Below are 13,358 nucleotides of genomic sequence, written 5' to 3' on the forward strand. Positions count from 1 at the left end.
ACGGTGGGAGCGGCCGCTCAGGGAAGGGACCGGGTACGGCCGAGGCGTGCGGCCGATCTGCCCGGCCGGCGGCGGCGCACCGCTCCCCGGTGTCCTGACCGGACCGGGGAGCGTGCGTCGAGCTGGATCCAGATCCGCACCTCCGTGCCGCCGAGCACGGAGGAGCCGATCCGCACGTCCCCGCCGGTGGACTCCGCGAGCCGGCGCACGATGTCCAGGCCGAGTCCCGTGGAGCCGTCGTTCCCCGAACCGCGCCCGCGCAGTATCGCCGCGTCCGGGTCGGGTATGCCCGGTCCGGCGTCGGAGACCAGCACGATCACCGCGTCGTCGCCGTTGTGCACGTCGACGGCGAACGCGGTGCCCTCGGCGGTGTGCCGGAAGACGTTGCCGAGCAGGGCGTCCAGCGCGGCCGCGAGGTCGGCGCGGGCCACGGGTATGCGCACCGGCCGCTCGATCCCGGCCAGCCGCCACTTGCGGCCCTCGTCCTCGGCGAGCGCCGACCAGAACTCCATCCGCTCACGGACGACTTCGGCCGCGTCGCACCCGGCGCCCGGACCGGCGGCCGCCGTCTGCGGCTTGGCCTCCCGGGCGGTGCGGATGATCGTGTCGACCTCCCGCTCCAGCTGGGCGACCGCCGTCCGGGTCTGCTCGGCGGCGGGCCCGTCTCCGAGCGAGGCCGCGTTCAGGCGCAGCACGGTCAGCGGCGTACGCAGCCGGTGGGACAGGTCGGCCGCCAATTCGCGTTCGTTCGCGAGCAGTTGGACGACCTGGTCGGCCATGGAGTTGAACGCGACGGCCGCGAGCCGCAGTTCGGTCGGCCCGTCCTCGGGCACCCGGGCGCCCAGCCTGCCCTCGCCCAGTTCGTGTGCGCCCTCGGCCAGCCGCTGCGCGGGCCGCACCATCCGTACGCCGAGCCGGTCGGCGACGGCGACCGAGCCGACGACGAGCGCCGCGCCCACGCCGGCGAGCACCGCCCAGGCCGTGCCCACGCCCTTGCCGACCTCGGCCTCGGGGACGTAGACCTCGACGACCGCGATGGCGCCGGAGCTCAGCGCGACCGGCTGGAGCAGCGTGGATCCGCCGGGTACGTCGGCGGTGGAGGCGCGGCCCGTCCGCCGCACGGTCGCGACGTCCTCGCCGGTGGCCCGGGCACGGCCGATCTCGACGGGAGCGGCGCCGTCGACGGCCGGTACGTGCACGGCCATCCGGGCGTCGGAGCCGGCCGAGGCGACGACCCGCTCCAACGGCTCGCGCTCGGTGGTGATGGACAGGGCGGGCGCGACCGCCGCGGCCTGGCGCTCGGCGTTGGAGAAGGCGCGGTCCCGGGCCATCTCCTGGATGACCAGGGCGAGCGGGACGGCGAAGGCGATCACGACCATCGTGGTGACCGCGAGGCAGACCTTGACCAGTGCCCATCTCATCGCGGCGGCTCCCCTCCGGGCGGCTCCAGCTTCACGCCCACACCCCGAAGGGTGTGCAGATAGCGGGGCCGGGCGGCGGTCTCGCCCAACTTCCGCCTGAGCCAGGACAGATGGACGTCTATCGTCTGGTCGTCGCCGTAGGACTGCCGCCACACCTCGGCGAGCAGCTCCTTGCGCGCCACGACCACTCCCGGCCGTCCGGCGAGGAAGGCGAGCAGGTCGAACTCGCGGCGGGTCAGGTCCAGCCGCACGCCGTCCAACTCGGCCTGGCGGCGCAGCGGGTCGACGGTCAGGCCGCCGACCCGGAGCACGGTGGACGGCGGCTGCCCGCCGGTGGCGGAGCGGGCCCGGCGCAGCACGGCGGCCATGCGCGCGGACAGGTGCTCGACGGAGAACGGCTTGGTCAGGTAGTCGTCCGCCCCGGCGTTGAGCAGCCGGACGATCTCCGCCTCGTCGTCCCGGGCGGTGGCGATGATGACGGGCACGTCGGTGATGCCGCGCAGCATCTTCAGCGCCTCGGAGCCGTCCAGATCGGGCAGTCCGAGGTCCAGTACGACCAGGTCGAAGCGGAGGTGGGCGACCTCGCGCAGCGCTTCGAGCGCCGTGCCGACGCTGCGCACGGTGTGCGAGGCGTCGGTCAGGTGCCGGATGAGCGCGGAGCGCACGAACGGGTCGTCCTCGACCACGAGAACACTTGCCATGCGCCGCACCGTACGCCATGCGGGCGGACCCGGCCGGGGCCTGTGGACAACTCCGCCCGGGCTCCGGCCGCCTGTGGACAACGTCACCCCGGCCGGCGTTCCCGCGACACCATGGGAACGGGTGGGGCAGGATGGCGGCGATGCTGAGAGGACTCGTACACCTGCTGGCCTGGTCGCTCGCCACGGGCGCGGCGGCCACCCTGTCGTGGTGGGGCGTCCACACGGTGATGGCGGGCACGGCCTACGATCCGCCGCGCGCCCTGCCCATCACCGCGGCCGAGGTGGCGCCGCGTCAGGAGTCGGCACCGGCCGCCTCCCCCACCCCCACCGCTCCGCCGACCGCGTCCAGGACGCCCTCCGCCGGTCCGAGCGTGCCGTCCGGCGGACCGGCGGTGACTCCCGTCCCCTCCCGGCCGGCGCGCCCCGCGAGCGGTCCCGCCCCCTCCCCCACCGCCTCCGGCCAGGTGCGGGGTTACGACACCGAGGGGGGCCGGGTGGTCTTCGACCTCGGCGAGGTCTCGGCGAACCTGGTCTCCGCGACTCCGGGCACGAACTGGTCGATGCAGGTGTGGAAGACGGAGACCTGGATCCGCGTCGAGTTCACCTCCGGCACGGACCGGGTGTCGGTCATCTGCGCCTGGCACGACGGGCCGCCTCATGTGGAGGTCGGCAACTACTAGAGCGGTGGGCGTGGTTGAGTGGGCCTGGGCCGGCCTGATCAGCGGAAGGCGTTCGGCGGCGGGGCCGGTGAGGCGACCGCCGCGGTGTCGGTGACCGGTGCGGCCCCTCCGGTGAAGTCGGTGAGGGCGCGGCTGTGTTCGACGCGGCCCGGGTGCGGGTCGGTGGCGGCCCTGCGGGTCAGTTCGGCGACCGGCAGCGGGAGGTCGCAGGCCACGAGTACCGCGTTGCCGAAGCGCTTGCCGCGCAGCACGGCCGGGTCGGCGACCAGCGCGAGTTCGGCGAACCGGGCGGCCGCGGTGGCGATCTGGCCGCGCAGATGGGCCAGCGGCGGGCCGTCGGCGAGGTTGGCGGCGTAGACACCGCCCGGCTTGAGGACCCTGCGCACCCCGTCGAGGAACTCCGTCGAGGTGAGGTGGGCGGGCGTACGGGCGCCGCTGAACACGTCCGCGATGACCAGGTCGGCCCAGCCGTCCGGCACTTTGGCGAGACCCTCGCGGGCGTCCGCCGACCGCACCCGAAGACGGGCTCCGGAATCCAACGGCAGCTCCCGACGCACCAGTTGGACGAGGGCCGCGTCCCGCTCGACCACCTGCTGGGTGGAACGGGGCCTGGTGGCGGCGACGTAGCGGGCCAGGGTGAACGCCCCTCCGCCGAGGTGCACCGCGTGGACGGGCCGGCCGGCCGGTGCGGCGAGGTCGATCACGTGCCCGAGCCGGCGCTGGTACTCGAAGGAGAGGTACGCCGGGTCGTCGAGGTCGACGTAGGACTGCGGGGCGCCGTCGATCAGCAGGGTCCAGGCCCGCGCCCGCTCCCGGTCGGGTATGAGCTGTGCGAGCCCGCCGTCGACCTGTTCGGCGACGGCTTCGACGGCTCCTCGCCCGCGGCGGGGGCTCCTGGTCCTTCCCATGGGCCCATTGTCGCAAGCGGCGCGGTGTGCCACCCACAGGTGGCGGGATCCGTCGACGGGCGTCGGGCGTCCGGGCGGGTGGGGCGCCGGGGTCAGCAGCAGCTGTCCGCCGCCTCGATCATCCGGGCCGCCTCCCCCAGAGCCCGCCGCAGCACCGCGGGGTCCGTCGCGAGGTCGGCCTCGTCGGGCGGGACCAGCCAGTCCGAGCCCTCCACCGGCGGCTGGGGGGCCAGCCGCAGTCCCCGTCCGTCGGTCCCGGTGCAGGTGCTTCCGGGTACGTCCCAGGCCGCGGCCGTGCCCGCCGGCACCACGAAGCCGAGCGTGTCGCCCCCGTCGTCGTGCAGTACGGGACCCACCGCGTCGCCCGGCCCGCGGCGCAGGATGTCGACCGCCTCGAGCCCCTGCCTGGCGGGCACCGTGACCACGTCGCACGGGGGCGGCGTACAGGGGTCGGCACTGCGCGGGGTTTCCATCCCGGCCTCCATCACGAAAATCCCTCCTCGTGAACGAGCGGGCCCGCAAGCCCGGCGGCTCCCGGCCCACGGGGTTAAACGCGGCAGGGCGTCAACGGCTACGGGCGAAGTCCGCCATGAAGAGTGGCACTTCATGGCAGATCACGGTTGAGATATCCGGTTTGTAGCCAAACACAGCGTGTCCGGGCGGACACAACAGGTACTTTCTTGCTCGCCGGAAACAGGGCGTCACCCGGACGACCGGGACGACTCGGGCAGCGGGTGACGGGACGACCGGATGACTCGGGCGACTTCCCCTGGGTCCGGCATGGTTCGACGGTTCGCACGAGAGGGCCCGGCCATGACGTCGTCGACGGTGACCTCGTCTCACTCCCCCCGCCCGCCACGGCCGAATCTCGCCTTCCGGCGCCTGCGCGGACAGCGCTCGCCGGCCGAGTTCGCCGCGGCGGTACGGCGGGCCGCCCACGAGATCGGTGAGCGGGTCAGCTGTGACGCCCGCTACATCGGCCGGGTGGAGGCGGGTGAGATCCGTTGCCCCAACTACGCCTATGAACGTGTGTTCTTGCACATGTTCCCGGACCTCACCCTGACCGACCTGGGGTTCGCCCCCCGGTCGGCCGTTCGGGGACGCGCCTCGCGCGCCGTGCCCGAGGCACGGACGGGGGACGGCCCGTACCACTCCGCCGATCCGCCGGACCCGTACGACCCGCACGATCCGTACCACCCGCACGAAGTCCACGAGAACCACGAGGAGAGCGACGTGCTGCGTCGCGCATTCATGACCCGCGGGGGCGCCACGGTGGCCGCCGCCTCGCTGGGCCCCATGGGACCCGCCTTCGACGCCTGGGCCGCGGACCGCCCCGCGCGCCGCGCCGGCGCGAGCGACGCCGGTGCCGTCGAAGAGGCCGTCCGCAGGATCCGGTTGCTCGACGACCGGCACGGAGCGGACGGTCTCTACCGCCGCGCGGCCGCTCCGCTGCGCGCCGCCTACGCGCTGCTCGACGCCGGCACGACCCGGCAGACCACCGCCGACCGGCTGCACTCGGGCGCGGGTGAACTGGCCATCTCGGTGGGCTGGCTCGCCCACGACTCCGGGCGTTTCGACGACGCGCGCTCGCACTACGCCGAGGCACTGGCCACCGCGCGCATGACCGGTGACCCGGCCCTGGAGGCGCACGCCTTCTGCAACACCGCGTTCCTCGCACGGGACGCCGGACGGCCCCGCGAGGCGGTACGGGCGGCACAGGCCGCACAGCGCGTCGGGCGCGGGCTGGGCTCGGCGCGGCTGATGTCGCTGCTCTCGCTGCGGGAGGCGGGCGGCTGGGCCGGGCTCGCCGACCGCACCGGCTGCGAGCGGGCGCTCGCGCGGGCGCGGGCCCTGTACGACCGGGGCGCGTCGGACGCCGATCCCGAGTGGATGAGCTTCTACGGCGAGGCCGAGCTGGCGGGGCTCGAGGCGCAGTGCTGGTCCACGCTGGGCGACTGGCCGCGGGCGGCCCGGTGCGCGCGGCGTGCCACGCAGCTTCAGGATCCCCACTTCACGCGGAACATCGCGCTCTACACGGCCGAGCTGGCCGACGACCTCGCGCGCGGGGGCCGGCCGGACGAGGCGGCCGCCGCCGGAATGCGGGTGCTGGACCTGCTGGACCAGGTCCAGTCGTCCCGCATCCAGTCGATACTGGCGGGAACGGCACGGGTACTGCTTCCGCACCGCCGGGCGACCGGGGTCTCCATCTTCCTGGAAAGGCACGCGAGCGCCCCTCGGCCGGTGTGACGACGCCGGATCACCCGGCGGCCGACTAGGCGAGGTGGCCCACGTCGTTCCAGTGTTCGAGGGCCGGTTCTCCGTAGGCCCAGCCCAGCACCGACAGCGATGTGGGGTTGAGGCGGATGCGGGCCGCGAAGTCGAGCGGCAGGCCGAGCCACCGCGCGCCGATCGACCGCAGGATGTGGCCGTGGGCGAAGACCAGGACGTCGCGGTCCTCGGCGCGGGCCCAGGCCACCACCTCGTCGGCGCGGGCGGTCACCTCGGCGAGCGTCTCCCCGCGCGGGACCCCGTCGCGCCAGATCAGCCAGCCGGGCCGCTCGGCCTGGATCTCCCCGGGCTTCAGGCCCTCGTACGCGCCGTAGTCCCATTCCATCAGCGGGTCCCAGCACATCGCGCGGTCGCCGAAGCCGGCGAGCTCGCACGTCTCACGCGCGCGCACCAGCGGGCTGGTGCGGACCTCGACCCCGGGCAGGCCGTCGAAGGGCGCCCGATGGAGCCGTTCGCCGAGCAGCTTGGCGCCGAGCCGGCCCTCCTCCAGGAGGGGAACGTCGGTCCTGCCGGTGTGCCTGCCGGACAGCGACCACTCGGTCTGTCCGTGGCGGGCCAACAGGATGCGCGGTGCCATGGAGAACCTTCCGGAAAAAAGTCGGATCTTCGGACGGAATCCCTCCATCATCGCGCACGCCGTCCGGCGGCAACCCGGGGGGCGGTCTCTGCGTCTATCAGCTCCGGGGGCACCCCGAGGTGGCCACGTCGGACACCGTAAAGTGGCACGACCGTCCGGGCACCGCCGGACAGCGCAGCGACGAAGGGGGAGGGGCATCGGATGCCGCAGACCGAGGCACCGGCACGGCGCACCGAGACGGCCCCGCACACCCGGCCACGCTGGTGGACCGAGCTGCCGCTGATCCTGCTGGTCTACGGCTGCTACTCGGCGGGCCGGCTGCTGGCCCGCGGCGACGTCACCACGGCCGTCGACCACGGCCTGGCGATCCTGCGCGTCGAGAAGCTGCTGCACCTCAACGCGGAGCACCCCCTCAACCGCCTGTTCACGCGTGAGCCGTGGCTGGGCGTGCCCGCCGACTTCTGGTACGCGTCGCTGCACTACCTGGTCACCCCCGTGATCCTGGTGTGGCTGTTCAGAGCGCGCACCACGCACTACCGGGCGGCCCGCACCTGGCTGATGACGTCCACGTTCATAGGACTGATCGGCTTCACCCTGCTGCCCACCTGCCCGCCCCGCCTGCTCTCCCCGGACCACGGGTTCGTGGACACGATGGCCCAGTACAGCTCGTACGGCTGGTGGGGCGGTGAGGCCAGCGCGCCGCGGGGCATGGGTGGCATGACCAACCAGTACGCGGCCATGCCGAGCCTGCACGTGGGCTGGGCCCTGTGGTGCGGGGTGATGCTGTGGCGTCACGGCGGCACGCGCACGGCGAAGGCGGCGGGCGTCGCCTACCCGTTGCTGACCGCGCTGGTCGTGATGGGCACCGCCAACCACTACCTCCTGGACGCGGCCGCGGGCGTGGCCGTCATGGGGATCGGCATGCTGCTCGCGCCGTTCGTGATGCGGGGCGCGGACCGCGCCAAGGCACTGCTGGCACCCGGCGCCACGGCCGTCGCAGAGGGCTCCGGTGCCGCGGGGTCCCCGATTGTCAGTGGTGGATGCCAGACTTCGGCGGGTGAGCGAATTCCACGGCAGCGCGAAGCACGGTTCGGTCCCGGAGCCGAACCGGGTGCCGTCCCCGAGGACGCGGGAGACGGCGCTCAAGCCTGGGGCCTTGCCCGCCCGAGCGACGTCGAGAGCTTGGGCAAGGCTCGCTGAGCTGCGCGGTCCCGGCGTCCCGCCCCGGGCGCTCGACGCCCGTGGCCTGGCCGCGCTCGCCGCGAACCCCGGCTGCGGACGGCGCGCGGTCCTGGACGGCGCGGGCGTGGACAAGGCGGCGCTCGCGGAGGCGCTGGGCGCGCCCGCCGCCTTCGGGCAGTCGCAGTTCGCCTTCATGCGGGGCAACGCGTTCGAGGCGCGAGTCAAGGCGGACGGCGGCGCCGAGCTGCTGAGGCTGGCGCACACCAGGCTGGACCCGGGCGCCGAACCACCGCAAGAGGGCCGGGTGCCCGACCTGAGCGCCGTCGGTCCCGAGGGGCGTACGGCGCGTACGGCGCTGGCGCTGCGCGAGGCCACGCAGGCGGGCACCTGGACGCTCCTCGACCACCCGATGCTCGCCCTGGAGGTGGCCGGCTCGCCCGTCCATCTGGAGCCGGACGCGGTGGTGGTGCACCCGGACGGGAGCTGGACCGTGGTGGAGATCAAGTCCTTCCCGGTGCTGGACGGCTCCGCCGACCCGGCCAAGGTGGGGGCGGCCGCCCGCCAGTCGGCGGTCTACGTGCTGGCGCTGGAGGACGTCGCCGCGCGCCTCGACCCCGCCCCACGCGTGCGGCACCGGGTGCTCCTGGTGTGCCCCAAGGACTTCTCCAACCTGCCGACCGCGTCCGCCGTCGACGTCCGCAAGCAGCGCGCGGTGACCGCCCGCCAGCTGACCCGGCTGACCCGTGTCGAGGACATCGCGGACGCCCTGCCCGAGGGCGTGTGCTTCTCCCCCGAGCTGTCCCCGGAAGAGCTGACGGCCGCGGTGGAGGCGGTCCCGGCGACGTACGCGCCCGAGTGCCTGGCCGCGTGCGAGCTGGCCTTCCACTGCCGTACGCGGTCCCGCGAGCGGGGCGCGGTGACGGCGCTCGGCCGCTCGGTCCGCGCCGACCTGGGCGGCCTCTCGACGGTCGAGGACGTGCTGGCGGCCGCCCACGGCGAGGCGGGCGACCCGGACGACCCGGCGGTGGCGGCGCTGCGCCGGGCCGCCGCGCTGCGGGCCGAGGCCCTGGAGGCGGCCGGGCGGGAGGCGGTGTGTCGCTGATCGCCACCCTGGGCCGTCTGGAGGCCGTGCGGTCCGGGCGGGCCCAGCCCGCCGCGACCGTCCGGCACCGGCACCTGTCGGAGCGGCCGCTGGTGTTCGTGCCGCTCACCACCGCCGGTGAGGCGGGCGCCCCGCTCGGCGCGCTGGTCGGCACGGACCGTGCCGCGCCGCGGCTGCTGGCCGTGCCGCAGCCCCGCGACCGCGACCTGCGGTTCGCGTTCCTGGCCGAACTGGCCGGCATCGTCCTGCCGTACCTCGACTCCTTCGCCGACGTGGTCGAGGCCGCAGAGCGGGGCGAGACCGACCCGGACAGCGGCAAGCGGGTCAAGGTCGAGGTGGAGCTGTGCTCGGAAGCGCCCCAGCTGATCGTGCCGAGCCGCGCGGGCATCGACTTCGTACGGCTGCTCGGACGCTCGATGCGCTTCCGCCGCACCGCCGAGCAGGACCCGGAGACCCCGCATCCGGCGCCGCCGCGGGTGCCGTTGCTCGGGCGGTGGCTGACCCACTTCGGGGAGCGGGCGCGGGTGCCCGGTTCCTCACTGCTGCCGGCGATGACCGACCTGCTGGCCCGGCACTGGACGACCGGCCAGTCCAGCCTGGAGGACCAGCACCTGGGGGCGCTGCTGGCGTGGATCGCCCCGCCGGACGGCGCGTCGGGTGCCGAGGCCGCGCTGCGTGCCGAGCTCGCCCGCGCCTCCGACGGCCAGTTGGAGTGCCCGCCCGCGGGCCCCGCCACCGATCCGGCCTTCGACAACAAGCTGCTGGCGCCCGCGATCGAGCGCTACGACCGTGCCCGCACCGCGTTCGCCGCCGCCGAGGACGGCATGGAGGCCGACGCGCGGCTCGGCACCCTCGCCGAGGCCGAGCAGCACATCCGCGACCTGGTCGAGAAGTGCGCCCGCCCCACCTGGGACAACGTCTGGCGCGGCCTGGACCTGCTGCGGACACTGCCCGAGGGCGCGCACGTCGAGGAGCGCTGGACGCGCGACCGCTGGTCGTTCACCGGCCACCGCGACCGGGTGCTGGCCGGCGAACCGCCGCAGCCGCGTCGCGACGACGCGGTCACCGCGGCGAACAAGCTGGCCACGCGCGAGCGTGAGCAGGCCCGTCTGGAGGCGCAGGAGGCGCTGGACGACCCGCTGGTCATGGCGGGGCGGCGGCTGGCCGGGGAGGCGTTCGCGGGCGAGGTCACGGACGTCGTCATGGCCTACAGCGAGGGCAAGCGGCCCAGTCCGCGCCCGCTGGTCACCGTGCGCACCGACGACGGGCCGCATCTGGGCGAGCGGGCCAGGGTGTACCGCTCGCTGGACGGCAAGCCGCAGTCGGCGGAGTTCGTCGCCTGCGAGGAGGACACCGCCGAAGGGACGCTCGTCGTCCTGCGGATCCTGGACAGGATGGGCCGCGGCAAGGAGCCCGCGGCCGGTTCCGTGCCGGACAAGGGCGACCGTCTGTGCTTCACGCTGTTCGAGCACGAGCAGCGCGGCGGCGCGAAGCTGCCCGACCCGGAGCAGACCCCATGGACGCACGGCGGCCCGCCGGGCGAGGAGAGCACGCCGGAGGCCCCGGACCCGGTGACCGAGGAGGATCTTCTGTGACCGCCCCCGCCCAGGACCCCGCGGTCGGCTCCGCCGGCCTCCGGACACCCTTCGACCCCGGGGCGGCGGCCGCCCGCGCGACGGACGCGATCCTCCGCGACACGCTGCACGGCACGGACCGCGGGGTCGTCGTCGACTCCCCGCCCGGCGCGGGGAAGTCGACCCTGGTCGTGCGCGCGGCGCTGGAGCTGGCCGCCGCCGGACGGCCGCTGATGGTGGTCGCGCAGACCAACGCCCAGGTCGACGATCTGGTGCTGCGGCTGGCGGAGAAGAACCCCGAACTGCCCGTGGGCCGGCTGCACAGCAGCGACACCGACCCGTACGACAAGGCGCTCGACGGTCTGAACGTACGGAAGTCGGCGAAGGCCGCCGACCTCGCGGGACTCGACGTGGTCCTGTCGACCGCCGCGAAGTGGGCGCATGTGAAGGTCGACGAGCCGTGGCGGCACGCGATCGTCGACGAGGCGTACCAGATGCGCTCGGACGCCCTGCTCGCGGTGGCCGGGCTGTTCGAGCGGGCGCTGTTCGTGGGCGATCCGGGTCAGCTCGACCCGTTCGCGATCGTCGGCAGCGAGCAGTGGGCGGGTCTGTCCTACGACCCGTCGGCGTCCGCGGTGACGACGCTGCTGGCCCACAATCCGCGGCTGCCCCAGCACCGGCTGCCGGTGTCCTGGCGGCTTCCGGCGTCGGCGGCGCCGCTGGTCTCCGACGCGTTCTACCCGTACACGCCGTTCCGCAGCGGCACGTCGGCCGGGGACCGGCGGCTGACGTTCGCGGTGCCCTCGGACGGCTCCGGTCCCGACCGGGTGCTCGACGAGGCCGCCGAGTCCGGCTGGGGCCTGCTGGAGCTGCCCGCGCGGCACACTCCGCGCACCGATCCGGAGGCGGTGCGGGCGGTGGCGGCGGTGGTACGGCGGCTGCTGGAGCGGGGCGGGGCGGCCGTCTCGGAGCGGTCGCCGGACCCTGCGCCGCTGACCGCGGACCGGATCGCCGTCGGCACGGCGCACCGCGACCAGGCGGCCGCCGTGCGGGCGGCGCTGGCGGAACTGGGCGTGACGGATGTCATCGTGGACACGGCGAACCGCCTCCAGGGCCGTGAGTTCGACGTGACCGTCGTCCTGCACCCGTTGTCCGGGCGTCCGGACGCCACTGCCTTCCACCTGGAGACCGGCCGCCTGTGCGTCCTCGCCTCCCGCCACCGGCACGCCTGCGTCGTGGTCTGCCGCGCCGGCGTGACCGACCTCCTGGACGACCACCCGTCCACGGAACCGGTCCAACTGGGAGTGACGGTGAAGTTCCCGGACGGCTGGGAGGCGAACCACGCCGTGATGGCCCACCTGCGGGAACACCGGGTGCCCTGGCGACCCTGACCGGCACCCGGCCTCCCGCCGGACGGAGTCCGGCACGCCGCCGGAGGCGGCCGTCGAACACAGCCCCGACGGCTGGGAGGCGAACCACGCCGTGATGGCCCACCTGCGGGAACACCGGGTGCCCTGGCGACCCTGACCGGCGCCCCCGGTGCGGGATCCCAGGTGGTCCTGAGAAGTTGTGAGTGGGGTGGGGTCGGGGCCTTGCGTTCGCGGGACACAATGGAGGGTGGCCCTTTCGCAGGGCGGTGTCATCCGGACCCTTCCGAACCGTACGAGGAGGTCGAGACATGGCGGAGCCAACGCCGCGTCGTGACGAACAGCGGCTACGCCCCGCGCCCCTGCTCTTCGAGCCCGCCGAGGCGGCCGCCGACCCCGAGCACTTCTTCGACCTGGAGTCGATCGACGACCCGCGGGCGCTGCTCTCGCGGGCGACGGAGCTGACGGTCGCGTTCCGCGCGGCGGCCGACCGGGCGGTGGAGTTCCAGGCGATCGCGGCGGCGCAGCTCGCCGACCCGCGGCGGTTCGACCGGCTGACCCCGGCGGCCATCGCCGAGCGGGCCGACTGGACCGAGGACTACGCGAAGAAGATGGTGGAGTTCGGCCGGGACCTGCTGAGCGGAGCCGAGGGCGGCGTGCACGCCAACCCGGCCGACCCGGTCTGACCCCACACGCCTCCCGCGCCTCGCGTGCGCCGTCCCCCGTCTCTGGCATATGCCGGGCGGGCAAGATACCCCCACCCACCGTTCCATGTCCCGATTTCCCGCAACCCTGGGGAATCGCCCACTCACAGCGGGTAGATATATCCGCCATGAGCCGCACAGGGAACCAACCCTTCGCCGACCACCTCGACCAACGGGCAGGCCACCGCTCCGACGCCTCGGGCGTCACCGCGGACGGCGCCGCCTGGCTGGCCTCGGCGGGCGCGTACCCCCGCAGCACGCTCGCCCTCTGGCAGGAGCGGCCGGACGCACCGCTCGTACTGGCCTGCGGCACCGTCTTCGACGTGGTGAACGTGCCCGCGATCTTCGGCCGCCGGATGCTGGACCGGCTGTGGGACGAGGGCCCGGGGTCGGGCCCGGTGGCCGTCCACCGGGGACGGATGCTGCTCTTCGCCGCGGCCGGCACCGCACACCGGCTGCCCTCGTTGCTGGAGTGGGAGGAGTGGGGCTGCCGCGGCCGGGACGACGGCCGCAAGGAGGGCATCCCGCCCCTGCTGTGCCACGGCAACGGCGACGCGGTGACCCTCCCGGCCCTGTCCGGCGAGGCTCTGCCCATGCGGCCCGCCTCCCGCTGGCTCGTCGCCCCGGACACCCGCCACCCCTGGCTGCCGGGCCCGGAGATCGTGCTCTGGGCAGCCGTGCGGGCCGCCCGCGCGGCGGTGCGGATATCGATTTTTCCTCCCAGCGACCAGGATGCTAAGGTCTACGACGTCAGCAGGCGCCGCTAGCTCAGTTGGTTAGAGCAGCTGACTCTTAATCAGCGGGTCCGGGGTTCGAGTCCCTGGCGGCGCACGACGACGATGGCGAGACAAGA

At 74.5% G+C, this 13,358-nt stretch carries 13 protein-coding genes and 1 tRNA gene; 9 read left to right on the forward strand and 5 right to left on the reverse strand.

Annotation, left to right across the window (positions count from 1 at the left end; translation table 11 throughout):
- Nucleotides 1-17 precede the first annotated feature (17 nt).
- Nucleotides 18-1,421: a sensor histidine kinase gene (locus CG719_RS15545; RefSeq protein WP_100569216.1), complete on the reverse strand. Its 1,404-nt coding sequence runs from the start codon at nt 1,419-1,421 to the stop codon at nt 18-20.
- Entirely contained in the window at nt 1,418-2,122 is a 705-nt protein-coding gene (locus CG719_RS15550) for a response regulator transcription factor (RefSeq protein WP_100569217.1), read from the reverse strand. Before CG719_RS15550 ends, CG719_RS15545 begins: the two co-directional genes overlap by 4 nt.
- A 140-nt stretch (nt 2,123-2,262) precedes the next feature.
- Between CG719_RS15550 and CG719_RS15555 the strand changes: the two genes are divergently transcribed.
- Nucleotides 2,263-2,802 carry a hypothetical protein gene (locus CG719_RS15555; protein WP_100569218.1) on the forward strand — a complete coding sequence of 180 codons (540 nt, stop codon included), beginning with the start codon at nt 2,263-2,265 and terminating at the stop codon, nt 2,800-2,802.
- Between the two features lie 38 nt (nt 2,803-2,840).
- Here CG719_RS15555 and CG719_RS15560 read toward each other — a convergent pair whose 3' ends face one another.
- Both CG719_RS15560 and CG719_RS15565 read right to left on the reverse strand, forming a co-directional pair.
- Nucleotides 2,841-3,710: a spermidine synthase gene (locus tag CG719_RS15560; protein ID WP_100569219.1), complete on the reverse strand. Its 870-nt coding sequence runs from the start codon at nt 3,708-3,710 to the stop codon at nt 2,841-2,843.
- Nucleotides 3,711-3,802: 92 nt separating this feature from the next.
- Nucleotides 3,803-4,183, reverse strand: a complete 381-nt coding sequence (locus tag CG719_RS15565; RefSeq protein WP_199836651.1) for a hypothetical protein — start codon at nt 4,181-4,183, stop codon at nt 3,803-3,805.
- Between the two features lie 340 nt (nt 4,184-4,523).
- Here CG719_RS15565 and CG719_RS15570 point away from each other — a divergent pair, with 340 nt between their 5' ends.
- Nucleotides 4,524-5,957, forward strand: coding sequence for a hypothetical protein (locus tag CG719_RS15570; protein ID WP_100569221.1), 1,434 nt, complete (start codon nt 4,524-4,526; stop codon nt 5,955-5,957).
- Between the two features lie 25 nt (nt 5,958-5,982).
- Here CG719_RS15570 and CG719_RS15575 read toward each other — a convergent pair whose 3' ends face one another.
- On the reverse strand, nt 5,983-6,576 hold the full coding sequence (locus CG719_RS15575) for a histidine phosphatase family protein (protein ID WP_100569222.1): 594 nt from the start codon (nt 6,574-6,576) through the stop codon (nt 5,983-5,985).
- Nucleotides 6,577-6,777: 201 nt separating this feature from the next.
- On the opposite strand from CG719_RS15575, the gene CG719_RS15580 reads away from it, so the two are divergent.
- The 7 genes from CG719_RS15580 to CG719_RS15610 all read left to right on the forward strand — a co-directional run bounded on the left by CG719_RS15580 (nt 6,778) and on the right by CG719_RS15610 (nt 13,336).
- Complete coding sequence (locus tag CG719_RS15580; RefSeq protein ID WP_100569223.1) at nt 6,778-7,776, forward strand: phosphatase PAP2 family protein; 999 nt, start codon at nt 6,778-6,780, stop codon at nt 7,774-7,776.
- Nucleotides 7,688-8,860 (forward strand): hypothetical protein, encoded by a 1,173-nt coding sequence (locus tag CG719_RS15585; RefSeq protein WP_442802730.1) that lies wholly within the window; start codon nt 7,688-7,690, stop codon nt 8,858-8,860. Before CG719_RS15580 ends, CG719_RS15585 begins: the two co-directional genes overlap by 89 nt.
- Nucleotides 8,851-10,455 carry a hypothetical protein gene (locus CG719_RS15590; RefSeq protein WP_100569225.1) on the forward strand — a complete coding sequence of 535 codons (1,605 nt, stop codon included), beginning with the start codon at nt 8,851-8,853 and terminating at the stop codon, nt 10,453-10,455. The genes CG719_RS15585 and CG719_RS15590 overlap by 10 nt, the downstream gene beginning before the upstream one ends.
- Complete coding sequence (locus CG719_RS15595) at nt 10,452-11,825, forward strand: AAA domain-containing protein (RefSeq protein WP_100569226.1); 1,374 nt, start codon at nt 10,452-10,454, stop codon at nt 11,823-11,825. The genes CG719_RS15590 and CG719_RS15595 overlap by 4 nt, the downstream gene beginning before the upstream one ends.
- Before the next feature lie 287 nt (nt 11,826-12,112).
- Entirely contained in the window at nt 12,113-12,487 is a 375-nt protein-coding gene (locus CG719_RS15600; protein WP_100569227.1) for a hypothetical protein, read from the forward strand.
- A 146-nt stretch (nt 12,488-12,633) separates the two neighbouring features.
- On the forward strand, nt 12,634-13,272 hold the full coding sequence (locus CG719_RS15605) for a bifunctional DNA primase/polymerase (protein ID WP_100569228.1): 639 nt from the start codon (nt 12,634-12,636) through the stop codon (nt 13,270-13,272).
- Nucleotides 13,263-13,336 (forward strand) — tRNA-Lys (locus tag CG719_RS15610). Before CG719_RS15605 ends, CG719_RS15610 begins: the two co-directional genes overlap by 10 nt.
- Nucleotides 13,337-13,358 lie beyond the last annotated feature (22 nt).

The sequence above is a fragment of the Streptomyces sp. CB01373 genome (genome assembly GCF_002803075.1).
Classification (GTDB): Bacteria; Actinomycetota; Actinomycetes; order Streptomycetales; family Streptomycetaceae; genus Streptomyces.